This is a genomic window from Streptomyces sp. NBC_01446 (genome assembly GCF_026340095.1).
Taxonomy (GTDB): Bacteria; Actinomycetota; Actinomycetes; order Streptomycetales; family Streptomycetaceae; genus Streptomyces; species Streptomyces aureus.
In genome coordinates, this window is the sequence record NZ_JAPEPO010000003.1 from 817183 (window position 1) to 842751 (window position 25569).

Below are 25569 nucleotides of genomic sequence, written 5' to 3' on the forward strand. Positions count from 1 at the left end.
CGTCGTGGACAGCTTCGCGGCGCTTCACCACGTTCGGTCTACGGTGGATCTCCTGCTGACCGACGGCGCCAGCTCTCCCACCGAAGGTGACATCCCGTGACGAGAGTCGCATACCAGGGCGAATACGCATCCAACTCGGCGACCGGTGCCCAGAACCTGTTCCCCGGATGCGTCGAGCTTCCCTGCACGAACTTCGAGCAGGCTCTGGACGCGGTGACGCTCGGCGCCGCCGACGTGGCGGTGATCCCCGTGGACAACTCGGCCGCCGGACGCGTCGCCGACGTGCACCATCTGCTGCCGGAATCGGGACTCTTCGTCATCGCCGAGTACTTCCTCGCCATCCACTTCGACCTCGTGGGCGTCCCCGGAGCCTCGCTCGACCAGGTCGAGTGCGTCCGCAGTCATGTGCACGCGCTCGGCCAGTGCCGGAAGGTGCTGCGCACGGGCGGCTGGCGCACGCTCGTCACCGACGACACGGCGGGCGCGGCGCGTGAGGTGGCGGAGCTGGGCGATGTCCGGCACGCGGCGCTCGCCCCGCCCGCCGCGGCACGACACTACGGTCTGGAAGTACTGCAGGCGGGAGTCGAGGACGACCCGGACAACACCACGCGCTTCGTCATCCTCTCCCGCGACGCGGTCTTCGCCCCAGTCACGGGCGAGCCGACGATGACGAGCCTGTTCTTCGCCGTACGGAACATCCCCAGCGCCCTCTACAAGGCCCTTGGCGGCTTCGCCAGCAACGCGGTGAACCTGACCAAGATCGAGAGCTACCAGATGGGCGCCGGTCTCAACCCCAGTTGCTTCTACGTCGAAGTCGAGGGACACCCCGACGAGCCCGGTGTCGCGCTCGCCCTGCAGGAGCTGCGCTTCTTCTCCTCCGAGGTCCGCGTCCTCGGCGTCTACCCGGCGCACCCGCACCGGCTGCGCGAGCGAACCGCCTGAGGCACCGCGACTCGGCGGCCGCCTTCACGTGAGCCCGGCCGGGCAGTCGCCTGTCAGACCGTGGCGCCGCTCTGGCGCGCCCGGTAGGCGGCGGCCTTGACTCGGTTGCCGCAGGTCCTCATGGCGCACCACTCGCGCCGGTGGCCTCGCGAACGGTCGAGGTAGACCTGGGTGCACTCGGGGCGGGCGCACTCCCGTAGCAGCGCGCCTACGTCGCCGCCGAGAATCTCGACCGTCTCCCGCGCGAGGGCCGCGAGGCCCTGGGAGACGGACCCCGTGTGCACCACTCCGTCCGACCTGAGCTGCGCCTTCACGGGCAGGCCCGCGGCGTGCCGGTTCAGCTCGGCGACATCGGCGGCGGGCAGGGACTCGGCCGCGAGGCGCGCCGCCACCAGCGAGTAGATCACCTCACGCAGGTCGATCGCGGTCTCCAGATCGACCTCGTCCGCGTCCGGTGGGGCATCGAGCATCTTGGACTCGACAAACCAGTCGTCGAGCAGGTCGGGCGTGGCAAGCTTCTCTGCCGGTGCGGCATTGCGGCGCGCACGCAGAGTGCCGACGAAGTCAAGTGGGAGCGTCCCACAAGGGAATGCATGGTTCACGTCACCATGTTGACCGGTGACTGATGAATATGCAACGCCCCGGCCAACTCCCCACAATTCTCGGGCGATCCACATGCGTCGCGCCCGAGGCAGCGCGCAGTCAACGGATCGCGCCGTGCCGACGGGACTTGACCGTACCTGTCAGCACTCCGAGGATGCCGACAGTCTCGTAGATAGTCCGGTCGCGGATAGATGCGGACCACGGCCGCACGATGCTCCGGCGACAGTCCGGGCAGCAGCGAGCCGGTGACGAGGAAATCCTCGGCCCTGTCGATGCCATGGTGCCGAGACGGCGGATCCTCGTGCAGGGCGCCCGCCACTCACCTGGCCACGTGCGGATTGCGGACTCAGCCGATGATCAGGTGGCGCGCGACGGTGAAGAGCCGTCAGTGCGCAGGTCAGCGCACGGCAACCAGAGACAGACACATAGGCGCCGAGCCGGCGTCGACATCTCTTGCCACACACGAATGTGTTCGGAAGAGAGGCCCCAGACCAGCGGGGGAGGCAGCTTCTCGCAGGCTTCAGTGACCGTCACCGCCCTGGGTACCATGTGTGCCACCCATTTCATCCCAAGGGAGAGTGAACCGGTTGTGCCCAGCCACTCAGCCGAGACGCTCCGGTTGCGGTACGTCGAGCAGGCGGCATCGGACTTGAAGGAGAACCGTCGGCGGCAAAAGGAACTGTTCGACAAGCTCAAAATGTTGAAGCAGGAGGAAGCGCTCCTGACCGACATCCTGAGCCTCACGGAGCGGCTAAACGACCTCACGGAGGCACCACCGCTGCCCGAACAGCCCCAGGAAGAAGCCACGTTCACGCGCGGGCGCTCCTCCGGCAAACCCGCGACCGCTACTGCCGGCAAGGCCCGTCGCCCTGCCGCGACGCGGTCGGCCAAGAGCATCGGCAAGGCGGGCACCCAGGGGAAACAGCGCCAGCCCCTGCTCGGTGAACTCCTGACGGAGCTGCTCGCAGCGTCCGACAAGCCCCGTCTTGCGAAGGAACTCCGCGACGAACTACTGGAGAAGCACCCGGACCGGACTCCGACCCCGCAGGTGGTCCGCAACACCCTGGAGGCTCTCGTTGCCAAGGGCCGTATCCGGCGCCACAGGCAGCAGCGTTCCGTGATGTACACACGCGTGAAGTCGGACGCGCAGTAACCGCGACAGCCCGGACAGATCCGCCGCTCCCTCCCTCGAACATGGCCGGTGCCGCGAAACGGCCGGCCATGTTGCGTCGTCCAGCCACCCGCGGAGGCGGGGCCGAGGTCGAGGTCGAGGTCGACGTGGAGGTCGACATATCTCTCGACGCGACACATGACCATCTCCGGGTGTGACTCCCACTGGAGCCCACTCACACCCGCCCTGACTCGGCAACGACAAAGGCTGCGAGCGGTGACGTCGCTCTGGGACGTGGTCGCGCGGATGTCGAAACCGGCGGTGCCGTCGCTAACCTCGGCCACCAACGCGTCGGCCACTCTGCACGTACAGGCGCGCAGTCGGCGTCCGCGCGCGACGTGCGGGCATACGTGATCGCAGTCTTGCGGACAGCCGCCCCGGTGGCTCAGCCAATCCGCCGCCTCTTACCGCGACAACGCCCCTCGGTGGCGCACAGGTCAGCGACCTGCTCCGCGCTTGATCACCGTGCTGCGGCCATCTGTCGGAGCCTGTTACTGAACTCCGAAACTGCAGGTCAAGCTATGGCATCCGAGCTGCGAAGAATGCGAAGCGTTCGTGGAGCGGTCACGGTGACCGTTCCACGAACCCCCGGTCCCCGCCCAGCGGCCCGACAACTCCGGCTTCTCCTCGACGAGCCGTGGATGTGCACCGGAGCCGAAAGGACCCCCGGTCGGACCCGTGTGGCCCGTGGTGCCGAGTGCCCGGCGCACCCACGCTGGGAACAGGAGCGGTGAAGGGAGCCCGGTGCGATGACTACCGTCACCACCATGAACGCGGCCCTCCCCGCCGTGCATCCGGCACCTGGGCTCCGAGGTGACGAGCCCGGTGCGAAGCTGGGACTTGGACGGCGAGGCGGTGCGTGCGATGTGCGCGGAGGCCCCCGCGTTCGGCTTGGCCATCGCGGTCTGGGTCGGGCTCGTGGTCACCGATCGGCTGCACGCGTCGCGCATCGTGCTGATGGACCTCTACGCCCCGCACGGCGGTGGTGGTCTGACATGACCACGTGGCCCCACGTCGGCATTCAAGGAGGAGAACATGGACACCAGCCCCCACATTGTGAGTGACGTGATGACGCGCGCCGTGGTCGCTGTGGGCCGCAAGGCTCTGTTCAAGGACCTCGTCGAACGCATGGAACGATGGAAGGTCAGTGCCGTTCCCGTGCTGGAGGGCGACGGCCGGGTGATCGGAGTCGTGTCCGAGGCAGATCTGCTGCCCAAGGAGGGGTTCCGGGACATCGATCCGGACCGGGTCACCCAGCTGCACCGTCTGGCCGACATGGCCAAGGCCGGGGCAGTGTGCGCCGAGGAGCTGATGAGCACTCCGGCCGTCACCGTCCACGCCGACGCCACGCTCGCCGAGGCGGCACGCGTCATGGCGCTCCGGCACGTCAAGCGGCTGCCCGTGGTGAACGCCGAGGGCGTGCTCGAAGGCGTGGTCAGCCGAGGCGACCTGCTCAAAGTGTTCCTGCGCCCGGACAACGACCTTGCCGACGAGATACGTCGGGACGTCCTCGATGTCCTGTTCCCGGCTCCTGTGGAGCCCGTGCACATCACGGTGGTCGATGGCGTCGCGACCCTGACCGGGCGGGTGCAGGACGCGACCCGGATTCCGCTCGCCGCGCGCCTGGTGCGGGGCGTCGAGGGCATCGTCGGCCTGGACTGCCGACTCACTCCAGGCGACGGAGGGTAAGGCTGTTCGGCAAGCGGCCGCGGAGGTTGGTGCGCAGCGACTGATGCACTTGGTGATCAACAGCTGGTGAATTCTCATCTCGTCATGGCCGCGCGCCCGTGCTGTGCGTTCCAGTGACTGCCGTGGAGGCGGGCCGTGACGTCGCCGCAACTGAGGGCGATAGCCGCCTCTGTCGTGTAGAGACCGGCCTCAGGTGACGGGTCGGCCGGGGTCCGGGAGGTCGGGGTCGAGGTCCGGGTGACTGGGCGTACCGACGAGCGCGCATCGCACGTCCGCCACGCCCGGCACGGTCCGTGCGAGGCACGCGGCGAGTGGGATCAGAGCGGTTTCGTGGACTTGGCCCGCGAGCGTGACGACACCGTCGTCCAGCTCGACCCGGAAGGTTTCGGTATGTGTGCCGTAGAGCCGTGCGACGACATCGTGCCGGACCTCCGCGGCGATGACCTCGTCTTCCCGCAGGAAGATCTTCAGCAGATCGCAGCAGCTGACGGTGCCCTTCAGCGTCCCGTCGCTGTCGACCACCGGCAGCCGTTCGCCCCTGTTGCACGCCATGACGCGGGCGGCGGGAGCGAGCGGAGATCCTGCCGCTGCCCGTAGCGGCCCACATCTCCCGCGCGGTACTCCTCCTTGGGCAGCAGGTCGACTTCGGAGACGACGCCGACGACATGTCCCGCGTCGTCCAGTACCGGAAGAGCGCTGACCCGCCACTCGCGCGTCGCCGTGACGATGTCCTTGAAGGCGGCGCCCGTCCGCACTGCGACGGCCCGGTGCGTCATCACGTCGTTCACGAGGGTCGGAATGCCGTTCATCGCCTCTTCCAGAGCTCGGGTGCCGTCTCGGACCCTTTCAGGCTGCGGCCTCTTGAGGGTCCATCGCCGACCCGCTGCCCGCCCGCCCGTGTCGGGCAGCCAATAGCCGTACGGCCCGCCCGTAGGGCCAGGTGTCCCCTGGCCACCCCGCCTTCACCGGCGCAGGCTGGAAGTGGCAGGACCGACGCACACCTACGGAGTCATCATGTATGGCACCCCGCACATCGTCAGCGATGTCATGACCCACACGGTCGCCGCCGTCGGCCGACGGGCCCCCTTCAAGGACATCGTCCAGCTGATGCAGGAGTGGCAGATCAGTGCTCTCCCTGTGATCGAGGGCGAGGGGCAAGTGGTCGGCGTGGTCTCCGAAGCCGACCTCCTGACCAAAGAGGAACTCCGCGACGCCCCTGACGCCGCCTACCTCCAACTGCGTCAGCCGGTCGACGTGGCGAAGGCCGACGCCCTGAGCGCCGGGGACCTCATGTCCTCCCCCGCCGTGACGATCCGCGCCGACGCCACGCTCGCCGAGGCTTCGCGCACCATGGCGCAAGAGGGGGTCAAGAGGCTGCCCGTGGTGGACGAGGTGGGTCTGCTGGCGGGTGTCGTCAGCCGTGCCGACCTGCTCAAGGTCTTCCTGCGTGGGGACGACAAGATCGCCGAGGAGGTCCGGCACGAGATTGTGTCCCACCTCTTCCCGCCGCCGGCCTCTGCCATTCAAGTGGAGGTCCATGACGGAGTGGCCACCCTGACAGGCCGCATCCACGACACCAGCCTGGTCCCCATAGCCGCGCGCCTGGTGCGGTCCGTCGAGGGCATCGTCGACGTGCAGTTCGACCTTGCGCGCGAGACCGCGCAGTAGGTCGAGACCGGGCAGTAGGTGGGGTTCCCCGGGGCCGGGGCCCGCGACGTGCTGCGGGTCAGAGCTTCCGTCACGTTCGCCTCTACAACGACATCGTCGACACCAACGGTCATGAGGCCTGGGAGAGTTCGCCGATTCCGAGCGTCCAGATGTGGTCGAGGAACGACGGGACCGTCCCAGGGCGGAACACCCGTTGTACGTGCCGGCCTGCGTCGACTCGGCCGCCCGGTGTCGGAAGTGACATCTCAGGCGCTCGCCGTCAGCAACGTGGTCGCTGACCCCAGCCGCCTCCTGCCCCCTGAACCTCCCGGCTCAGCAGCCTCACGCGCCGGCGTCGCCCACGCACACGCACACGCCGTCTCGGCCCGTGAGCCCCCTACTCCCGTTCACTCCGAGGCACCGCCTCAGGAGACACCGCCTCAAGGCGGAAGCCGTTGACGACGCCAGGCCGGATGCGCACGGCACTGTTCGTCGATTCCCCCGCCCAAGGGCGCAGCCGTTCTGCGTAGCCATGGCCCTCCTCGGCATCGGCCACCACGTAGGCGAACCCCGTGACGACCACGCTCCATCCGAGGTGCGACTCGGGATCGATGACGTCGGCTTCGTAGGCGACGACGACGCCGGGCGTGCCGGGATCGGTCACCAGGGAGGTGAGGGTTGATCTGTCGTCGAGTCGCACCACGATGTCCTCGCCCACCACCAAGTGGGTCACCGGGCGTACGGCCGGCAGGGCACGCTCGGTGAAGACCAGACGTCCCATCGATACGGTGGCGAGCAGCCGAAGAGCCTCATCGCGGTCCAAGTACCGCACGCGCCGACCCTGCTGGGTGACGTGGTCATGGCCTGCGGATTGTCCTGTGGCCTTGAGTTCCATCATCCGGCCCTTCTGTTCGGCCCCTCGCGCCCGTTGCCGTCGGCTTGGTTCGTGGTCAGGGCTGTCAGGCAGCGTCGGGACTCGTCTTCACTGCCGGCCGGGGTGTCCGACGGCGGAGTCCCGGTGTCTGCCACTGTCGCCCCCAGCCACCCCGGCAGTCATGGGCCGGTCGGGCTACGAGCGGGGCCGGTCGGCCCATGCGGGACGGTCCTGGCAACGCCGCAGACTGAAAGCGGAAGTGAACGAAGGCACCCATGCGCACACCATTTCCCACCCGGATCACCGCCCTGCCCCCGGAGTACCGCTCCCGGCTGATGGAACACGCCCGCGACGTCAGCTTCCGGGAAGGAGCACGCCTCTTCAGCGAGGGCGGGCACGCAGACAGGTTCTGGATCATCCGGTCCGGCGCTGTCGCCATGGACTTGCACGTGCCCGGCAGGCAGCCGGCCGTCATCGAGGACCTGGGCCGCGGCGAACTGGTCGGTTGGTCATGGATGTTCAAGCCGTACCGCTGGCATATGGGGGCAAAAGCAACGACGCCTGTACGAACACACGAGTTCGACGCACTGACCGTGCGGATGCTGATGGACGCCGATCCCGCGTTCGGCTTCGTCGTCGGGCACTGGGTGAGCCAGGTGCTCGCCCACCGACTCCAGGCGACGCGCGTTCGACTCCTCGACCTTTACGCCCCGTACGGCAGCGGCAGCGTGGTCTGAGCTGCCACTGCCCGACCCGATGCGGCCCGGAGCCGATCACGCCCGCACCTCACACACCGTCAGTGACGTCATGTCGCACATCGCGATCGCCCTCGGCGAGGTGCGCTGCCCACCCCTGCCGAGTTCACCGTGTTGGACGGCGTCGTCACCCCTCAAGGACCGCTCCGGGACCTGACACTGGTGCCCTGCCGGCGCGGGCTCTCCGAGCGGTCGAGGTTATGGGGGACGTCCGTCCGGCGCTGCATGAGGGTTCTGTCGGCTCGGCGGCCTGGCACACGGCCCGCTGCCGGGTGCTCTTGTCCCTACTCCTGAGACAATTCATATGGGATTAGGCAAGAGCGGACCGAGCACAGGGGCGCACATGTCCGACGCAGCGAGGCCAGCGAGCACCTCCGCCGAGACGCCCATCCGGGTCTTCCTCCTGGACGACCACGAGGTTGTACGCCGGGGTCTGCACGACCTCCTGGGCGCCGAGCCCGACATCGAGGTGGTCGGCGAGGCGTCCACCGCCGAGCAGGCGCTGACCCGCGGCCCCGCACTCCGCCCCCATGTGGCCGTGCTCGATGTACGGCTGCCCGACAGCGACGGCATCAGCGTCTGCCGGGAGCTTCGCTCGCGCATGCCGGAGCTGGCCTGCCTGATGCTGACGTCATTCGACGACGAGGAGGCCCTGCTTGACGCGATCATGGCTGGCGCCGCCGGGTACGTCCTCAAGCAGATCAAGGGCTCCGACCTGGTGTCGGCGGTTCGGACGGTCGCCTCGGGCCAGTCGATGCTCGACCCGGCGACAACGGCCAGGCTGATCCGCTCCTTGCGGGATCCGCAGACCGTGAAGCCGCCGGAAGACGCACGACTGGAGGGGCTCACCGAGCGGGAGCGCTCGGTGCTGGAACTCGTCGGCGACGGGCTCACCAACCGGCAGATCGCGAAAGAGCTCTACCTGTCCGAGAAGACAGTCAAGAACCACATCTCCCGGCTGCTGGGCAAGCTCGGCGTTGAGCGGCGCGTCCAGGCGGCCGTCATCGCGGCAGAGGTACGCGAACGCGGCAAGGGCGAGCACTGAAGACCGCGCGGCCGTCCGGCTCAGTCCACGGGCCGGATGATCGCCAGGCTCAATCCGCGGTCCCGGTGAGCGGAACCCTCCACTCCAGCCTGGTGCCCCTGTTCCCCTGATCTCGCGCCGCGATCGACAGCGCGCCGCCGAGCCGCTCGGCGCGTTCGGCGAGGTTGCGCAGCCCGCTGCGCCTGCCACCCTCGGGGATGCCGATACCGTCATCACTGACCGACACGGTCAGTACGCCGTCCGCGGCTGCGATCGCCACTTCGACGGAGGTGGCACGGGCGTGGCGGGCCACATTGGCCAGGGCCTCCCCGATCACGGCGAGAACTTCGTCGGCCACGCCGGGCGACACCTCCGTGTCGATGAGGCCCTCCATACGCAAGGCCGGGGCGAATCCGAGCGCCGCACCCGCCTCGTCCATGGCCTGTACGGCTCGCAGCCTCAGCTTCGGTGCCACCCCTGGCACATCATGCTCACGCAGGCCGAAGATCGTCGAGCGGATGATCTTGATGGTGGCGTCGAGGTCGTCGATCGCCCGCGCCAGTCGCTCGGCCGCCTGCGGGTGCTCGACGAAGCGCTGGGCGCTCTGCAGGGTCATACCCGTGGCGAAGAGGCGCTGGATCGCCAGATCGTGCAGGTCGCGGGCGATCCGGTCATGGTCTTCGAGCAGACTCATCTGTTCCGCGTCGCGCCGCCGGTCGGCCAGTTCCAGTGCGAGGGCCGCCTGTCCCGTGAAGGCCGGCAGGGCGGCGACCTCAGCGGCCGCGAACGGCGGACGGCCCCGGCGACGGGCCAGCATCAGGACGCCACTCAGTTTCTCCTTGGTGCTGACGGCGATCGCGACAGCCGGTCCGAAGCCGGTCCAGCACTCGGCGTGTTCCGCCCGCTCGTCGGACTCGACGTCCGGCACCGTGACCAGCCCGTCCTCGGCGAGCGCCGCCGCGGCGAGGGTGCCCGCGCTGATGGGGAGGACGATGCCTCGGTGTGCGTCGGCTCCCTCTCCCAGCGCCAAGGAGTCCCGCAGTTCGCCGTTCTGGCCGACCAGATAGAAAACGCCCACGTCGGCTCCGGTGATGTCACGGGACCGCTCCAGCATTCCTTCGAGAACCTGGGACTCGGCGGAGCCCGAGAGCAGCGCGCTGGTGAAGTCCGTACTGGCGGCCAGCCAGCGCTCTCTGAGGCTGACCTCTTCGAAGAGGCGGGCATTCTCGATGGCGATGCCGGCCGCAACGGCCAGGGTCGCCAGGACGGCCTCGTCCTCGGCGTCGAAGTCCGCCCCACCTCTCTTCTCGGTCATATAGAGGTTGCCGAATACTTCCTCCCGGACCCGGATGGGTACCCCCAGGAAGCTGTGCATCGGAGGGTGATTGGGCGGGAACCCGTACGAAGCGGGATGCTCGGACAACTCCGACAGCCGCAGCGGTTCGGGGTGGCGGATCAGCTCCCCCAGGATGCCGTGCCCCGAGGGCAGTTCCCCGATCTGCGCGCGCAGCTCGTCGCTGATGCCCACGGTGAGGAACTCCGCGAGTTTCTTGTCGTCACCGATCACACCGAGCGCCCCGTACCCCGCGTCCACGAGGATTGTGGCCGCCTCGAGGATGCCGCGCAGCACCTGCGGCAGGTCGAGTTCCCGACCCACTGACATGACCGCTTCGAGCAGCCCGTTCAGCCGGTCCCGCGTGCCGCGGACCTCGTCCATGCGGACCTGGAGCTCGTCGAGCAACTCGTCCATCCGCAGTCTCGGAACCTGCGCGCCCGCAGCGTCCGGACCATCCCCGCCCATCAGTACCTCCGGCCACCCTGCGGGTTGCGGAGCCAGCCCGCACCTTTCACGGTAGCGTCCGGCTCCAGCCTGTTCCGGTCGGACACGGCCACCCGGCAGGCAACGGACGCGGGATTCCCGACGCAGGTGGTTCTGGTCCCCGATGTCCCTGCCTCCTTGTAGAACCCGGGGTCCAGAAACACGCCGCGCCGCATCCGGCCAGAGCGGAGGGTGCGGCAAGACCGATCCCCTCCCGGCCCAAGGCGCTCGGTCTCCGATACGGAGCGCGGCGAGCGCGAGCAGGGCCGAGGCGAAGACTGCCAATGGAAGGAAGGGGCTGCTGACGCTCGCGATCCGCGACCATGCGGATGCTGTCGTCATCGCCCTGGTGATCGTCCTCAACACGACGGTGGGCGTTCACGCAGGAGTTATGGACAGAAAACGCCGTAGCGTTGGGGCCGTACTGCGTCAGCAGGCGGGCCGCCTCCGCCCCGGTCAGCCCGGCAGGCTGCCCCAGGGAGCGGGTGCCTGATCCGCGGCGGTGGCCACGGCGACTTCATCTGACGGGCACCGTGACGACCGGGCATTGTGCACGGTGCAGCAGTCCGTGCACCACCGATCCCAGCCGCATCCCCAGGTAGCCGCCGTTGCCCCTGCGGCCCACAACCACGGCCAGGGCGCGCTCGGCAGCTCGGGCCAGCTCCTCGACCGGGTGTCCGACCGGCACTTCGTGTGTGAGCGGCACGTTCGGGTACTTCTCCGCCCAGCCGGCCACGGCTTCGGACAGCAGGCTCCGCTGGGTCTGCACGAGCGACGGCTCGTCCTTCAGGGAGAGGACGGGCGGCTGCCACACCCACAAGGCTCGCAGGGCGGCGCCGCGCAGACTGGCCTCCTCGAAAGCCAGGGCCAGGGCCGCCTTCGAGGGCTCACTGCCGTCGACGCCCACGACGAGGTACAGGGGTTCCTGCGTCACGTGCTCGGCGTCGCCCACCACCACGACCGGGCAGCGAGCCTGCGCCGATACCGGCACCACGAGGGAGCCCGCACTGAGGAACTCCTCCGTGCGGCTCAAGTGCCGCGATCCGAGCACGATCATCCGTGCCCGGCCCGACAGCCGGATCAAGATCTGGGCGGGGCGGCCGTCGAGCACGTCCGTGGCCACGTCGACGTCGGCATGGCGCTCGCGCACCCAGGAGGCGGCCACCTCCAGGGCCCGCGTTCCCTCTCGCCGCTGCGCCATCATTTGTGTGGTGGCGTCGACGTGCTGGCTGTCGAGCTGTGCGGGGACTGCCACGAGGAGTCGGAGTGGAAGCCTGCGGCGGTGGGCTTCGTCGGCTGCCCAGGCCAGCAGCATGTGGCAGTCCCTCGCCGGGTCGATGCCGACGAGGATCTCTCGGCCTGCGGCGGTGTTCGTCATGACTCGCTCCCGTGCTCGGTGTCGTTCCGCGGGATGAACAGGACCGGGCACTCCGCGTGGTGCACGAGGCCGTGCGTTGCCCGCCCCAGCATGCGGCCGATGTAGGCGGGCGAGCGTCACCCGCCCATGGCCAGAAGGTCGGCGCGGTGCGACGCCTTGACCAGCACCCCGGACGCGGACGGCTCTTCGCCGCATCCGCCTCCATCTTCATCTCCGGGAACTCGTGGCGCACCTGCTCGGCGACGGCGGTCAGGCTGCGCGCTCGTACTCGCCTGCGATTTCTTCGATGACATCGGTGACATCGGTGATCGGTTCGGTTCGGTTCTCACGTTGGCATCAGGGCTATCGGCGGGGAGGGGGCCGCACGGGTCCGTCCGGCGGCCAAAGGTCCCGCGTACGGTCCGGCGCCCGTCGGCTGTGAGTCAGGCGGGTCCGGTCGGCCCTTGGAGCGGACCGATCGGCCTCGAAGTGCGACACACGCGCGGCACACGGTGGCTTGTGAGGGCGCTGCGCCCGCCCGTCCGCCGGAACCGTCGCCGGGAGCCGAATACCAGGAAGCGGTGAGAGATCGACCGGCTCTGCCGGACGGGGTGGTGTCCGTCGCTCAACACCTCGGATGCGGGGTCGACGACGGCACGTGGGGAGACCCATGACAAAGCCGACCTGCGCACACCCAGCGCAGGACACCGTCAGGGCCGGTCGGCCCCGCGAGAGGCCCTCCTGGCCCCTCCCCGGAACACGCCACCGGGCGGACGCTGAGATCACCGCACCTCCGCCGAGGAGATGACCATCATGGCGACGACCCACATCACCGCCGGCCTGGACGGCTCCCGTGAGAGCGCCACCGCCGCCCGCTGGGCCGCCCGGGAGGCAGAGCTCAGGGGTATTGCCCTGAACCTCGTTCACGTCGACGAGCGGCTGGAACAACGCCCGCCGCAGCAAGTCCCGAGCACCGAGATCACCCACCGCTGGGACGAGGCACTCCTGCGTGACGCCACCCAGGACCTGCGCCGCCTCCACCCGGACCTTGAGATCACCACCCAGAGCCTGCGAGGCTTCCCCTCCGAGACGCTGTGCGGTGCCGCCGACACCTCCGACATGCTCGTGCTCGGCTCTCGGGGCCTTGGCACCATCGCCGGCTACCTCGTCGGCTCGGTCGCCGCCGCCACCATCGCCGGCACCCAGCAGCCCGTCGTTCTCGTACGGTCCGCCGACACCGACCTCGCCGACGGGCCCGTCGTGGTCGGCGTGGACATCTACCAGCGCTGCGACAAGCTCCTCGCGTTCGTCTTCGACGAGGCGTCGCGCCGGTCCTGCACCCTGCGTGTGGTGTACGGATGGTCCGCGACGCCGGTCTACAGCCAGGCACGGATACTCACCCCCGGTATCCAGGAGCAGATCAGGCACGGTATCGCCACCGTCATGGACGAGATGCCGAGCCCCTGGCGCGACAAGTACCCCTCGGTGGAGGTGAACCCGACCCACCCCATGGGCCAGGCCGCCATCCAGATACTCGACGCCTCCTCCGACGCCGCCCTGGTCGTCGTCGGCCGGCGCATCCGCGAAGCCGCCGCAATCGGCACCCACATCGGCGCGATCACACACGCCGTGCTGCACCACTCCGCCGCCCCGGTCGCCGTCATCGCCCACGACTGAGGCACGTACAGACAGGACCCGGCCATGTCCGCACAGCCCCTCGAAACGGTAGCCGTCGCATCGCTGATCGAGGACGCCGTCACCGCGCCCTCCATGCACAACGCCCAGCCCTGGAGGTTCGTCTGCCGGCCGAGCAGCGGCACGGTCGAGCTGTACGGCGACTCCACGCGCACCATGCCGCACACCGACCCGAACCACCGGGCGCTCCATCTGGGCTGCGCCGCCTCCCTGTTCAATCTGCGGGTGGCGGCCGTCCGAGCGGGACGGGAGCCGGTCGTCCGCCTCCTGCCCGATCCGCACGACCCTTGGTTCCTGGCCGAGGTACACCTCCGGGAACCGACCGCGGCCCTCGAGGCTCAACTCGCGCTGTTCCACCCTGCCCTGCGCCGCCGGCATACCAGCCGCTTCCCCTTCACGGACGAGGAGATCCCGGCCCCGATCCTGGACGGCCTGCGAGCCGCCGCCCTCCTCGAAGAGTGCAAGCTGATGCTGCCGGATGCCTGGCACACCGAGGCCGTTCTCGATCTCGTCCACGACTCCGAGAACCGAGAGGGATCAAATCCCGCGGTGCGCGAGGAGACCGTCGCCTGGACCCGTACCGGCGCGCCGGGTGAAGGCCCGGCCACGGAAGGCATCCCCGCATACGCCTTCGGTCCCCGCCAGTCCGGAATGAGTGCCCCCGTAAGAGACTTCGGCTCATGGCGCCCCGTCATGGCTCGCGACTCCGCTGTCTTCGAGAAGCATCCGCACATCGCCCTGCTCGGCACCTCGGGCGACACCCCGACGGACTGGATGAAGGCCGGCCAGGCCCTGCAGCGCATCCTGCTCCAGGCCACCCTGGACGGCCTCGTCACCTCGATGACCTCCCAGCCCCTGGAGTGGCCCGAACTGCGCTGGGCGGTCCGCGACCCGAGCGACACGATGGGCCACGTCCACATGGTCATCCGCCTCGGCTACGGCCCCCAGGGCCCGGCGACGCCCCGGCGACCCGCGCAGGACGTGCTCACGGTCGTGTGAATCCTGCGTCCCGAGGTCAGGCGACGATGAACTCATCGGTCCGGTCCCGGGCGCGCCGGTCATCTCCTGTGGGCGTGGGCGCGGCGGATTCCGTAGGCGGTGCCGCCCACGGCGAGTACGCAGGCTCCGGTGATGACGGAGTTCAACGGGAGGGCGAAGGCCAGGACGAGGCATCCGACCAAGCCCAGGACGGGGATGGTCCTGGCGGGACGTCCTTCGGCGGGCGTGAGGGTGAAGGCGGAGGCGTTGGCGACGGCGTAGTAGACAAGGACGCCGAAGGAGGAGAAGCCGATCGCGCCGCGAACGTCCGCGGTGGCGGCCAATGTGGCGACAACTGCTCCGACGAGGAGTTCGGCCCGGTGGGGGACCTTGAACTTCGGGTGCACCGCGGCGAGCCAGTGCGGCAGGTGACGGTCGCGGGCCATGGCAAGGGTGGTGCGGGAGACGCCGAGGATCAGGGCGAGCAGGGAACCGAGCGCGGCCAGTGCCGCGCCTACCCGCACGACAGGGACGAGCCAGTCGGAGCCCGCCGCGTCGGCCGCCTCTGTCAACGGCGCCGCAGAAGCGGCCAGTCCGAACGGACCGAGCACCAGCAGCACGGACACGGCAACCGCCGTGTAGACGATGAGGGTGATGCCCAGGGCGACGGGGATGGCGCGCGGAATCGTACGGGCCGGATCGCGGACCTCCTCGCCGAGCGTGGCGATACGCGCGTAGCCGGCGAACGCGAAGAACAGCAGCCCCGCCGCCTGGAGCACACCGCCGAACGTAGCGTCCGAGCCGACACCCAGGCGAGCCACGTCCACGCTTCCCGAGGTGACGGAAGCGACCACGACGGCGGTGAGCACCGCGAGCACGAGCGCCACGATGACCCGCGTCAACAAGGCGGACCTCTGAACACCGGCGTAGTTGACCACCGTGAGCGCCACCGCGGCCGCGGCGGCGACCGCATGGGCCTGACCGGGCCAGATGTAGGCGCCGACGGTCAGGGCCATGGCCGCGCAGGAGGCGGTCTTGCCGACCACGAACGCCCAGCCGGCCAGGTAGCCCCAGAACTCCCCGAGCCGCTCGCGGCCGTAGACGTAGGTGCCGCCCGAGGCCGGGTAGAGGGCGGCCAGCCGCGCGGAGGACGTCGCGTTGCAGTACGCGACAGCGGCGGCGAGGGTCAGACCGATCAACAGGCCGGAACCGGCGGAGCGGGCGGCCGGTGCCAGGGAGGCGAAGATCCCGGCGCCGATCATCGACCCCAGACCGATCAGCACCGCGTCCGACATCCCGAGGCGACGCTCGAGTTCGTCCGGCACTCCGGAAGCATGTGGGGGTGTGCCGCTCAACGTCGTCGCTCCTTGCCGGCTGCGGCCGCGGGTCCGTGTCCGGCGGTCCGCGCAGACAATAGGGCATCGCAATGAACGGTCCGTGCCGCATCCCAGGCGCTGTTCCGCCCTGGGGCCAGACCTCAGATCCAGGACCTCGTGCTCGCGCTGGAACCCTGCGTCGCGTGGGCGGTAGGCAAGCGCACGCGGACGGTGGCCGCGCTCATAAGGCAGACATGTCAAGCCAGCCGGACCGAGGTGTGCCGGGGGCGCGGCCGGTGAGCGGCGCGACGGCTTCCAGGTCGCCGTTCGCCATCTGTTGCATCTGCGCGGCGAGGTCGGTCAACGCCCGGCTCGCGGCGAGTTCGTCGCCGATCTCCGGGACGTCCGTGTCGGACGCCGCGCAACGGGCGAGACCGTGACCGGTGAACTTGGCGATGCCGGTGTCGAGTTCCAGCCGTGCTTTCGTCTCGCTGTCCTCCTCGAACAGGTACAACCGCAGCTTCCATTCCAGCGTGCGTGACATGGGGTGCCTCCCGGGCTGATACGTCCTCCGTGGGGCGCGGATTCTCTCAGGGTCAGTAGGGCAGCGGGCGGCCGGGCGGTGTGCGCAGGTCCGGCGGAGCAGGCCTGTGTGGCTGCTTCGGTCGGGGCTGGATGCGAATGCGCTGCATCGTCGTCACCTCGTCGGGCAAGCGGTGCCATGAGCGGCGTCCGGCTTCCACCATCACGCAACGGAGGGGTGCGCCGCAGTGCCGAGGGGGCCGGCGGCAGGGGCCGAATGGGCCGTACCTGTCAGGGCCCGACCGGTCTGCTTGGTCTTCGGGACGCTCCGAGCGGCTGAAGACCCTGACGGCGGATGTACTGAGGCTACTCCGTCGCCGCGGTCGGAGCCCACAAAGGCTGAGGGATACTTCGCATCCCGGGGGCCCGGCCACTCTGTGTACTGCGGGTCACTACGCCTGGCCCGCAGGCAGCCTGAACCAGCGCTCCTTTCCCGGGGCCACTCTCGCCGTTCGGCCGCCCGGCAGTACGAGGTCGACAGGGGGTCCGTGCGGCGCAGCGGGCACGCTGATCCCGAACCGGCCCGGCAGGAATCGGACGCGGACACCCCGATGTCCCCGGTAGCAGAAAGTGAAGGTCGAGCGGGGTACTTCGCCAAGCGGTACGGGGTCAATGCGGAGTCCGTCCTCGCACGCCTCCAGTCCGACGACGACACGCTCGACCAGGTCAAGGGTGCCGCCCATGGCGCCCAGATGGATGCCTTCGCCGGTCGTGCCGCCCTGGATGTCGGTGACATCGCTCAGCAGGGCCTCCTGGCAGAGCGGCCAGGCGTCGGCGCCCCTCTGCCGGGCGAGGACCCAGCCGTGCACGAGACTGCTGAGAGTCGAGCCGTGGCTGGTCCGTGCGAGGTAGTAGGAGACGGTCGCACGCCAGGTGTCGTCGTCGAGGGGATAACCGAGCCGGGCGAAGATCTCGTACAGCTCGGCAGGTCGGAAGAGGTAGCCGAGCATGAGGGTGTCGGCCTGTTTGGAGGCCTGGTAGGCATTGACCGTGTCGGCCTCGGCTTCGAGGATGCGGTCCAGGCGGCGGATGTCGTGATAGCGGGCCCGGTAGGCGTCCCAGGCGAGTTCGGCCAGGTCCCCGTATCCGTCGAACTGGCTGATGACTCCGTTGTGGAAGGGCACGTACATCCGGCGTGAAATCTCCCGCCACCGGTCGAGATCCGCACGGCCGAGGCCCAACTCCGTGATCAGCTCACCGCGGCGGGCGGGCGGCAGCTCCTCGTACAGGTCGAGGGCGCGGGCGAGCACCCAGGCGGCGGTGACGTTGGTGTAGGCGTTGTCGTCGATCCCGGGTGTGGTGGCGTCCGGGTAGGCGTCGTGGTACTCGTCAGGGCCCAGGACGCCCCGGATCCGGTAGCGCCGCAGGTCGGGGTCGTAGGCGGCGGCACTGGCCCAGTAGCGGGCGATGTGCAGCAGGAGTTCGGCGCCGGGCCCGTGCGTGAATCCGGTGTCGCCCGTGGTTCGGCCGTAGCGCCAGACGTTCCAGGCGATGGCCGATCCGACGTGGCGCTGCAGATGCGAGTGGTCGGGCAGCCATCTGCCGGATCGGGGGTTGAGGTGCAGCGTCTGTGATTCCTCGCGGCCCGAACTCCCGCTCTGCCAGGGGAACATGGCGCCTGCGAAACCGGCCCGAAGCGCAGTGTCGCGGGCCGCCGGCAGTCGGCGGTGGCGATACATGAGCAGGGAGCGCGCGACCTCCGGGAAGTGCAGGGTGACATAGGGCAGGACGAAGAGCTCGTCCCAGAAAATGTGCCCCCGATAGGCCTCCCCGTGCAGTCCCCGGGCGGGCACGCCCACGTCGAGCTCGGTGGTGAGCGGGGACAGCGTCTGGAGGACATGGAACGCGTGCAGGCGCAGGATGTGCCCCGTCTCCCCGGGAACCTCCAACTCACCCTCGGCCCACAGCCGTTCCCACACAGCCTGATGGGTGGTGAGCAGTGCGGGGAAACGCGGTGCTCGCGAGGCATGGTCGACGGCCGCGCGCAGGGGATCTGCCACGGGCCGGTCCAGCGATGTCCGCAGGGCAGCGGTCTTCACCACCACGACGGGCCTTTCCCGGGAGATCGGCAGCCTGAGTGTCTGGACGGCGGCCGTGCGGGTGCAGGACACCGCCACGCGGCGGACGGGCCGCGAGGAGACGCGTACCGCGACTCCGATCCGGATCCGGGACGAGGTCGTCGCACAGCCCAGCCACGCGACTCCTTCCGGCTCGACACCGGCCTGATGGCCGGTCAGATGACGGCCGCCAAGATCGCGATAGCGTTCAACACCGGTATTCGCGATGTCTCCGTCGAGGACCGATTCGACGACGAGGGTGCCGCGCCATCCGTAGGCGCGGAACTCCGTCCGCTGTGCGGCCAGGTACGGGTCGCCCATGTGGACGAGTCGCGTGTGTGTGACACCCAGCCGACGCCCGTGCGCGTCCTGGAAGAGCATGCGGCGCGTATGGGTGCCGCGGCGTAGGTCGAGGGAGACCCTGTAGTGGCGCAGGGTGGCGTCGTCGGGGGTCAGCCACTCGCCCGGGGATCCGCCCTCCGGCAGACAGCGATAGCGCAATGCCGTCCAGTCGGGCAGCCTGACCATGTCCTCGTTGGTGATCCGGGTGCCTTCCACGGTCGAGACGAGTTGGTTGTAACAGCCTGCGAGGTAGGTTCCCGGGGCGTGGACCGCGTCGGGAACGGTCTCGGGTGCCGATCCCCGCGTGGCGAACCGTCCGTTGCCGAGGGTGCACAGGCTCTCGACGACCCGTTCGGTCTTGGGGTCGTACCTGCTGAACTCCCATGCCCACGAGGTGGTCATGGCCGGTGTCCGCGGACTACGGCGGGCAGCGCGCCGAGGTCGGACAGCACAAGATCCGCCCCTCCCGAGCGCAGGGAGTCGGCCATGTGCGCGTCGGGCGACCGGTCGATGCCGACGACCAGGCCGAAACCGCCCCGCCTTCCCGCCCCGACTCCGGCGATCGCATCCTCCACGACCGCCGTGTCCTCGGGGACAGTACCCAGTTGCGCAGCCGCTTCGAGAAAGAGCGCGGGGTCGGGCTTGCCGGCCAGGCCGAGACGCGCCGCGTCCTCACCGTCGACCAGCGCGTCGAAGAGACCCACCAGGTCGGCGGACTCCAGCAGTGCGCGTGCGTGCCGGGACGCGGACACGGCCGCGCAACGCGCGCCGCGCGCCTTCAACTCGCCAAGGGCAGGGCTGACATCGGCGAACGCCTCGACAGCCCGGGAGGTGAGGGTCTCGCAGAAGATCTGCTCCTTGCGCGCGGCGACCGCCCAGACCGTGCCGCATCCCGGCGCGTTCCCGCGCGCACCTGGCGGCAGACCTATCCCCCGGGCGCTCAGGAAGGCCAGGGCCCCGTCGTAGCGGGGCTTCCCGTCGACCAGCTCCCGGTACTCACGATCCGCGTCGAAGGGGCGCAGCTCGGTGCCGCCGGCTGCCCACGCGTCAAGGCAGCCGTCGAAGGCGGTCTTCCACGCGCTCGCGTGCAGCACAGCGGAATCGAGCAGCACTCCGTCGGTGTCGAAGACAACGGCGCGAACCGGATTCACCGGTGCACCACGCGGCGGCCGCTGACGCGGACGGGCGTGACCGACATCCAGTGCGTGCGGTTCCCACCCGCCCAGGGCAGGGAGCGCGCGGTGGTCTCCAATCGCCGGATGCTCTCACCGTCGGTGACGCCCGTGAGTTCACCGACCGCCAGGACACTCCAGCCCTGCTTCATCGCGTCGTCGATGTGATCGACCTCGAAGGCCACCTCCGTACCCGCCGCCCGGATCAGCAGCGCTTCACCGGAGGTCCGGAAGGCGATGTCATCACCGGCCACGACGTAGTTGACCGGGACGACCGCGGGGCCCTCGGGAGTGAAGACCGCGACGCGTCCGATGCCATGCGTCGACAGCAGCCGACGGCACTCTTCCGGGCTGAGCGTGACCAGTTCGGAGTCCCGCTCTGCGCTGCCCCTGCCGGGCGGTTGGTCGGCCGTGGCGCCGGCCAGTTCGGCAATGGTGGTCTCGAGCGCGTCGGCGAGGCGGACGAGCGAGCCGATTCCAGGGTTGGCGGACCGCTCTTCCAGGTAGGCGATGTACGAGGCGTCCGCTCCACTGCGGTTGCCCACTTGCTCCCGGGTAAGTCCGAGCGCTTCTCGTCTGGCGGCGATGCGCCGGCCCAGGTCCGTGATTCCGGCCTGCTTGGCGGGCTTGGGTGTTGTGCTGGGCATGATGTTCACTTCCCCGGGGTTTGCACGGTGACGGCGTTGTGCTGGGGGCCGCCCAACACCACCTTGAGGGCTCCGGTCTCGGCGGCTCGGGAGAAGACTTCGTAGGCCTCCTCCATCTGCCCGAGTTCGAAGCGGTGGGTGACCAGCGAAGCGGCGGGGAGCCGTCCGGCGGCCATCATTTTCAGCAGCATGGGCGTCGAGTAGGTGTCGACGAGCCCGGTGGTGAGGGTGACGTCCTTCATCCAGAGGTCTTCGAGGTGGAGGGTCGCCGGCTTGCCGTGGACTCCGATGTTGGCGACATGGCCACCGGGGCGGACCATGCGCGTGCACATCTCGAAGGCTTCGGGCACACCGACGGCCTCCATGACCACGTCGGCTCCGAGCCCGTCGGTAAGGTCCTCGACCAGCTGATCCGGCTCCTCGTCCGCGCTCGCCGTGGCGTCCGCGCCGAGCGCGCGGGCGGCGGCCAGGCGGGATTCGGCGCGGTCGACGGCGATGATCCGGCCTGGGCTGTAGAGCTGCGCGGTGGCGATGGCGGCCAGGCCGATGGGGCCGGCGCCGACCACGACGACCGTGTCGCCGGGCTGGACCTTGCCGTTCAGCACGCCCACCTCGTAGGAGGTGGGGAAGATGTCGGCGAGCAGTACGGCGTCGTAGCTGTCGACGGCGCTGGGCAGCGGATGCACGGACAGGTCCGCGAAGGGCACGTTGACGTATTCGGCCTGGGTGCCGTCGATGGTGTGGCCCAGGACCCAGCCCCCGCCTCCGCGGCACTGGCCGTAGTGGCCTTCGCGGCAGAACCGGCAGCGGCCGCAAGAGGTGATGCAGGAGATCAGGACCCGGTCGCCGGGCCGTACGCTGCGGACGTCGCCGCCGGTCTCGACGACCGTGCCTACCGCCTCGTGGCCCAGGACACGGCCGGGGGTCACCTCAGGCACGTCACCCTTGATGATGTGCAGGTCGGTGCCGCAGATGGTGACGGCATCGACACGGACCACCGCGTCGGCGGCGTCCTTGATGCCTGGATCCGGAACGTCCTGCCAGGCGGTCTGTCCCGGGCCGTGGAAGACGAGTGCCTTCATGACGTCGCCCCTCTGTTCCTGTCTCGTCCAGTACGGGTCACCCTCAGGCTGGCCCGTCGGGTATGCGGTGCGCATGGGCCGGACGGTCCCCCCTCCCCGGCCGGTCGGGTCCGTGCCGGGTGCCCGGCCCGGTCCGGCACGGTTTCTGTCGCCACTGCGGCCTCCACGGCCCCATCCCGACCAGCGCGCACCGCCATCCCCGTCGAGATCGCCTCCGGGACAGCGCCCGCATTCGGCGCTCTCCCAAGGCGGGCGTTCCTTTCCGTCGACCCGGCCGACGTCACCGCGGCATGGCCCGCTATTGCCGGCGTGCCGACTCCGGATCGGGTACCAAGCAACCGGCGTCGTGCCTGCGGGCTCGCAAGCACGCCGACCCCGGCGCTCACCCGGCTTCGCATGCCTGGGCGGGAGGTCACTCGGCAGGCGCGTCCGTCCGGATGATCGTCACCGGGCACGGAGCGTGGTGGGCCACCTGCTGACTCACCGAACCGAGCAGGGCCCTGTGGAAGCCTCCGTGGCCGCGGCTGCCCACGACCAGCATCTCGGCTCCCTCGGCCGAATCCACCAGCACTTCCGCCGCGTTACCACGCACCAGCCGTTCGTGTACCAGCGAGCTGCCCTCCTCACCGAGGACGGCACGGACCTCCTCGACCAGACCCCGCTCGGCCTGGGCCTCGTCGAAGTCGGTGTCCACCGCCGGGGCCGACCACGACGCCATACCGGGCACCTCCCACGCCGAGACCGCCTCCACCTTCCCGCCCACGAGGCCCGCGTACCGGACGGCCCAGCGCAGCGCGGCCTGCGAAGAGGGCGAACCGTCGACGCCCACCACGATCCTCGGCACCCTGTCCATCGCGTTCACCCTTCCGATGCCCCTACCTCCACAGTGTCCGAAGCCCGTACACACCGCCACGCGAGGCAGTCGGACCTCTGACCGCGGTCGTCGGGCACAGGGCCCGGAGGCGGAGACGACCACCGACCGTCGTCCGCCACGGTGGGAAGCCGCCGCCCACCCTCCGTCCCACCCCTTGCTTCAGCTATCGAAAATCGATAGATTCCCATCGTAACTCGATCGAAGGGTGGGTCATGGGGAAGCTGACAGTGCGCGCGGTGCTCGCGGTGGTGCTGGCCGGCACCGTGTTCGTACAGGCGGGGATGGTGTGGGTGTTGGTCACCGGGAGCGACCCGGAGGACGGGTCGATGCCGCTGACCGCGCTGCGGGTGATCACGATCCTGGGCATGGGGTCGGTCCAGGTGGCCCTGGTCTGTGTGTGGCGGCTGGTGGCGATGGTGCGACGCGGGACCGTGTTCTCCCACGCCGCCTTCCGGTACGTGAACGGTGTGATCGGCGCGATCGTGGCGGTTGCCCTCATGTGGTTCGCGGTCACGGCCGTCAACGCGCCGGGCCAGCGGGACGACCCGGGCGTCACCGTCATCATGGGCGGGATCGGCCTGGCCATCCTGGGAGTCGCGCTCATCGTCCTCGTGCTGCGAATGCTCCTCGCCCAGGCCGTCGCGCGCGACGTCGAAGCCACGCAGATGCAGGCCGAGCTGGACGAGGTCATCTGATGCCGATCGCCGTCGACATCGACGTGATGCTGGCCAGGCGGAAGATGTCCGTGGGCGAGCTCGCGGACCGCGTAGGGATCACGCCCGCCAACCTGGCGGTACTCAAGAACGGCCGCGCCAAGGCGGTGCGCTTCCCGACACTCGCGGCACTGTGCGAGGTACTCAAGTGCCAGCCGGGCGACCTGCTGCGCTGGGAGACCGACGACGCCGCGGGCGGATGACGCAATCCGGGGCAGGCACGCAAACGCCTGGCGCCACCGGCCCGTGACACGGCACGTGGACCACATGGCGCGTGGACCGCGCGGATGCAGATCGCCCATCACCCGCAGCACCGCCCCGGCCCCGTCGGGTGGACACCGGTTGACCTGCGTCGCACCGTCCTGGTCGGAGATCGCGACCGGCGAACGCCCCCCGCCCCCCGTCCTTCCAGCGCGGAAGGGCGGGGGCTCGTCGTTGGCTGCCGGGCGGCCAGGGGTTCGCCGCAGTCGCTCAACACCTTGCCCGTTCCGAGAGCGGGCGCACCGTCGCCGTGAAAGTGGTGCACGAAGAGCACGTGTCCGACGAGCGGTTTCGCGCACGGTTCCGGCGGGAGATCGACGCGGCGGGGCGCGTCGGGGAGCGCCACACCGCTCCCGTCCTGGACTCCGGTCCCGACGACGATCCGCCGTGGGTCGCCACCGGGTATGTTCCCGGGCTCTCCCTCGACCAGGTCGTGCGCCGGCACGGACCGTTGCCCACCGCGTCCGTGCGCGCCGTCGCGGACGGGCTACTGCGCGCCCTGAAGGACATCCATGACGTGGGGATCGTGCACCGCGATCTGAAGCCGTCCAACGTGATGCTGACCGTGGACGGGACAAAGGTCATCGACTCCGGCATCGCGCGGGCCCTGGAGACATCCGCAGAGGCGCCGCTGACCAGTACAGGGATGGCCGTGGGCTCGCCCGGATTCATGTCGCCGGAGCAGATCCAGGCGCAGAGCGTGGGGCCGAAGAGCGATGTGTTCACCCTGGGGAGCGTGCTCATGTACGCGGCCACGGGGCGGCTGCCTTTCGGGCACGAGGCGAGCAATCAGCACGCGGTCATGTTCCAGATCGTGCAGGACGAGCCCGACCTGGACGGGGTCGACGACCCCGCGCTGCGGGCGCTCATCTCGCAGTGCCTGAGAAAGGACGCCGGGCAACGGCCGGACGTGGACACGCTGTTGGCGGACCCGGAACTGGTCAAGGCGGTCGCATCCAAGAACACCCTGCTGCCGGCCGACGTCGTCGCGCACCTCGCACAGCAGTCCGCGCGGCTGCTCGACGCCGAGGCGGCGCCTCACCGGGCGGAGCCCGTGGACCGATCGACCGTCGGGCCGCGGCCGCAGCCCGGACCGCCGGAAGCCGTCCCCGCGGCGGGTGGTTCCACGACGCCGAAACCCGAACGGCGGCCTGCCCGTCGGCGACGCACGCTGATCGTCCTGCCCCTCATCGCCGTCATCACCGTCGGCGGCGGCGCGGTCACCCTGCTCCAGCCCTTTTGGGGTGGCGGGGACGGAACACATGCCAACTCGCCTCAGAACAGCGCAAGCGCCAATCCTGATGCGAGCAAGTCGCCGAGCAAAGCGGGCAGTTCACCTTCCAGGAAGGGGGACGGCAAGGATGAGAAAGACAGCAAGGAGAAGCAGGGCAACGAGGGCGAGAAGAGCGCGGCGAAACCCAAGGAGAGCACCGGGAGTTCGACGTCATCCAGCGGCGCCGGCGGCTCCGACACAAACGGCGGCTCCGACAGCGGCGCCACCAGTAGCGGGTCCGGATCTTCGGCCTCGGGCGGCGGAGGTTCGTCCGACGCCGGCGGCTCGTCCACCGGCTCCCCGCCGCCCGCTTTGAAGAGCTACAGCGTCAAATACACGAATTCCTGCGTCGGCGCATGCTCCATGCCGGTCCTTGTGAGCTGGCCGGCGATCTCCCGAGCGACCCGCTACGACATCCACTACACAAACCAGGGAAGCCAGTACACCGAGAAGAACGTCGACACCATCCATTCGACCGGCAACACCAACTACACGATCACTGGGCCGTACTCCGGTGACGAGATCTGCCTTTCGGTACGCGCGGCCAACAAGTACGGAGCCTCTGCCTGGGCCGAGACCTGGTGCACCACGGTGCCCTACTAGAGACACAGTCTTGAGACCGCGGTCTGCTGCTCCCAGCGCGGGCGAAACCGATCAGGAGACGGAGCAAGATCACGCGCCGGCTGCGAAGGTCTT

At 69.5% G+C, this 25569-nt stretch carries 25 protein-coding genes; 12 read left to right on the forward strand and 13 right to left on the reverse strand.

Annotated features, from left to right (window positions below):
• Positions 1-96: 96 nt before the first annotated feature.
• Positions 97-942: a prephenate dehydratase gene (locus OG456_RS48420; RefSeq protein ID WP_266571472.1), complete on the forward strand. Its 846-nt coding sequence runs from the start codon at positions 97-99 to the stop codon at positions 940-942.
• 53 nt (positions 943-995) lie between these two features.
• Here OG456_RS48420 and OG456_RS48425 read toward each other — a convergent pair whose 3' ends face one another.
• Positions 996-1544, reverse strand: a complete 549-nt coding sequence (locus OG456_RS48425; RefSeq protein ID WP_266571473.1) for an ABATE domain-containing protein — start codon at positions 1542-1544, stop codon at positions 996-998.
• A 590-nt stretch (positions 1545-2134) separates the two neighbouring features.
• On the opposite strand from OG456_RS48425, the gene OG456_RS48430 reads away from it, so the two are divergent.
• The 3 genes from OG456_RS48430 (at position 2135) to OG456_RS48440 (ending at position 4405) form a co-directional block, all read left to right on the forward strand.
• Entirely contained in the window at positions 2135-2698 is a 564-nt protein-coding gene (locus tag OG456_RS48430) for a hypothetical protein (protein ID WP_266571474.1), read from the forward strand.
• 843 nt (positions 2699-3541) lie between these two features.
• The gene (locus OG456_RS48435) at positions 3542-3715 is read left to right on the forward strand and encodes a hypothetical protein (protein ID WP_323136479.1); all 174 of its coding nucleotides are present in this window, start codon (positions 3542-3544) and stop codon (positions 3713-3715) included.
• A gap of 36 nt (positions 3716-3751) precedes the next feature.
• Positions 3752-4405, forward strand: a complete 654-nt coding sequence (locus tag OG456_RS48440; RefSeq protein WP_266571475.1) for a CBS domain-containing protein — start codon at positions 3752-3754, stop codon at positions 4403-4405.
• A gap of 189 nt (positions 4406-4594) precedes the next feature.
• Here OG456_RS48440 and OG456_RS50740 read toward each other — a convergent pair whose 3' ends face one another.
• The gene (locus OG456_RS50740) at positions 4595-4927 is read right to left on the reverse strand and encodes a BON domain-containing protein (RefSeq protein WP_323136480.1); all 333 of its coding nucleotides are present in this window, start codon (positions 4925-4927) and stop codon (positions 4595-4597) included.
• The gene (locus tag OG456_RS50745) at positions 4903-5214 is read right to left on the reverse strand and encodes a CBS domain-containing protein (protein ID WP_323136481.1); all 312 of its coding nucleotides are present in this window, start codon (positions 5212-5214) and stop codon (positions 4903-4905) included. The genes OG456_RS50740 and OG456_RS50745 overlap by 25 nt, the downstream gene beginning before the upstream one ends.
• A gap of 205 nt (positions 5215-5419) precedes the next feature.
• Here OG456_RS50745 and OG456_RS48450 point away from each other — a divergent pair, with 205 nt between their 5' ends.
• Positions 5420-6073: a CBS domain-containing protein gene (locus OG456_RS48450; protein ID WP_266571476.1), complete on the forward strand. Its 654-nt coding sequence runs from the start codon at positions 5420-5422 to the stop codon at positions 6071-6073.
• 376 nt (positions 6074-6449) lie between these two features.
• On the opposite strand, the gene OG456_RS48455 is transcribed toward OG456_RS48450, so the two are convergent.
• Positions 6450-6884, reverse strand: coding sequence for a pyridoxamine 5'-phosphate oxidase family protein (locus tag OG456_RS48455; RefSeq protein WP_323136482.1), 435 nt, complete (start codon positions 6882-6884; stop codon positions 6450-6452).
• Positions 6885-7201: 317 nt separating this feature from the next.
• Between OG456_RS48455 and OG456_RS48460 the strand changes: the two genes are divergently transcribed.
• Positions 7202-7663: a cyclic nucleotide-binding domain-containing protein gene (locus OG456_RS48460; protein ID WP_266571477.1), complete on the forward strand. Its 462-nt coding sequence runs from the start codon at positions 7202-7204 to the stop codon at positions 7661-7663.
• A gap of 361 nt (positions 7664-8024) precedes the next feature.
• Entirely contained in the window at positions 8025-8726 is a 702-nt protein-coding gene (locus OG456_RS48465) for a response regulator transcription factor (protein WP_266571478.1), read from the forward strand.
• Positions 8727-8775: 49 nt separating this feature from the next.
• Here the strand turns inward: OG456_RS48465 and OG456_RS48470 are convergent, their stop codons facing one another.
• Together OG456_RS48470 and OG456_RS48475 are read right to left on the reverse strand one after the other, a co-directional pair.
• Positions 8776-10506 carry a GAF domain-containing protein gene (locus tag OG456_RS48470; protein ID WP_266571479.1) on the reverse strand — a complete coding sequence of 577 codons (1731 nt, stop codon included), beginning with the start codon at positions 10504-10506 and terminating at the stop codon, positions 8776-8778.
• A gap of 535 nt (positions 10507-11041) precedes the next feature.
• Complete coding sequence (locus OG456_RS48475) at positions 11042-11902, reverse strand: universal stress protein (RefSeq protein WP_266571480.1); 861 nt, start codon at positions 11900-11902, stop codon at positions 11042-11044.
• Between the two features lie 792 nt (positions 11903-12694).
• Here OG456_RS48475 and OG456_RS48480 point away from each other — a divergent pair.
• On the forward strand, positions 12695-13558 hold the full coding sequence (locus OG456_RS48480; RefSeq protein ID WP_266571481.1) for a universal stress protein: 864 nt from the start codon (positions 12695-12697) through the stop codon (positions 13556-13558).
• A 24-nt stretch (positions 13559-13582) separates the two neighbouring features.
• Positions 13583-14575 carry a nitroreductase gene (locus tag OG456_RS48485; RefSeq protein WP_266571482.1) on the forward strand — a complete coding sequence of 331 codons (993 nt, stop codon included), beginning with the start codon at positions 13583-13585 and terminating at the stop codon, positions 14573-14575.
• A gap of 59 nt (positions 14576-14634) precedes the next feature.
• Here the strand turns inward: OG456_RS48485 and OG456_RS48490 are convergent, their stop codons facing one another.
• The 7 genes from OG456_RS48490 to OG456_RS48520 all read right to left on the reverse strand — a co-directional run bounded on the left by OG456_RS48490 (position 14635) and on the right by OG456_RS48520 (position 22605).
• Complete coding sequence (locus tag OG456_RS48490; RefSeq protein ID WP_266571797.1) at positions 14635-15849, reverse strand: APC family permease; 1215 nt, start codon at positions 15847-15849, stop codon at positions 14635-14637.
• 262 nt (positions 15850-16111) lie between these two features.
• Positions 16112-16414: a dsRBD fold-containing protein gene (locus OG456_RS48495; protein ID WP_266571483.1), complete on the reverse strand. Its 303-nt coding sequence runs from the start codon at positions 16412-16414 to the stop codon at positions 16112-16114.
• Positions 16415-16844: 430 nt separating this feature from the next.
• Positions 16845-19253, reverse strand: a complete 2409-nt coding sequence (locus OG456_RS48500; protein ID WP_266571484.1) for a glycoside hydrolase family 65 protein — start codon at positions 19251-19253, stop codon at positions 16845-16847.
• Positions 19250-20002 (reverse strand): HAD family phosphatase, encoded by a 753-nt coding sequence (locus OG456_RS48505; protein ID WP_266571485.1) that lies wholly within the window; start codon positions 20000-20002, stop codon positions 19250-19252. The genes OG456_RS48500 and OG456_RS48505 overlap by 4 nt, the downstream gene beginning before the upstream one ends.
• Positions 19999-20670, reverse strand: a complete 672-nt coding sequence (locus OG456_RS48510) for a pyridoxamine 5'-phosphate oxidase family protein (protein ID WP_266571486.1) — start codon at positions 20668-20670, stop codon at positions 19999-20001. Before OG456_RS48510 ends, OG456_RS48505 begins: the two co-directional genes overlap by 4 nt.
• Positions 20671-20675: 5 nt before the next feature.
• Positions 20676-21752 (reverse strand): zinc-dependent alcohol dehydrogenase family protein, encoded by a 1077-nt coding sequence (locus OG456_RS48515; RefSeq protein WP_266571798.1) that lies wholly within the window; start codon positions 21750-21752, stop codon positions 20676-20678.
• Between the two features lie 412 nt (positions 21753-22164).
• Positions 22165-22605: a universal stress protein gene (locus OG456_RS48520; RefSeq protein WP_266571488.1), complete on the reverse strand. Its 441-nt coding sequence runs from the start codon at positions 22603-22605 to the stop codon at positions 22165-22167.
• A 233-nt stretch (positions 22606-22838) separates the two neighbouring features.
• Here OG456_RS48520 and OG456_RS48525 point away from each other — a divergent pair, with 233 nt between their 5' ends.
• The 3 genes from OG456_RS48525 (at position 22839) to OG456_RS48535 (ending at position 25476) form a co-directional block, all read left to right on the forward strand.
• A complete protein-coding gene (locus OG456_RS48525; protein ID WP_266571489.1) occupies positions 22839-23321 on the forward strand; it encodes a DUF2975 domain-containing protein in 483 nt (160 codons plus the stop codon).
• On the forward strand, positions 23321-23542 hold the full coding sequence (locus OG456_RS48530; protein ID WP_266571490.1) for a helix-turn-helix transcriptional regulator: 222 nt from the start codon (positions 23321-23323) through the stop codon (positions 23540-23542). The genes OG456_RS48525 and OG456_RS48530 overlap by 1 nt, the downstream gene beginning before the upstream one ends.
• Positions 23543-23778: 236 nt before the next feature.
• A complete protein-coding gene (locus OG456_RS48535; protein WP_266571799.1) occupies positions 23779-25476 on the forward strand; it encodes a protein kinase in 1698 nt (565 codons plus the stop codon).
• The last annotated feature ends 93 nt before the right edge of the window (positions 25477-25569 follow it).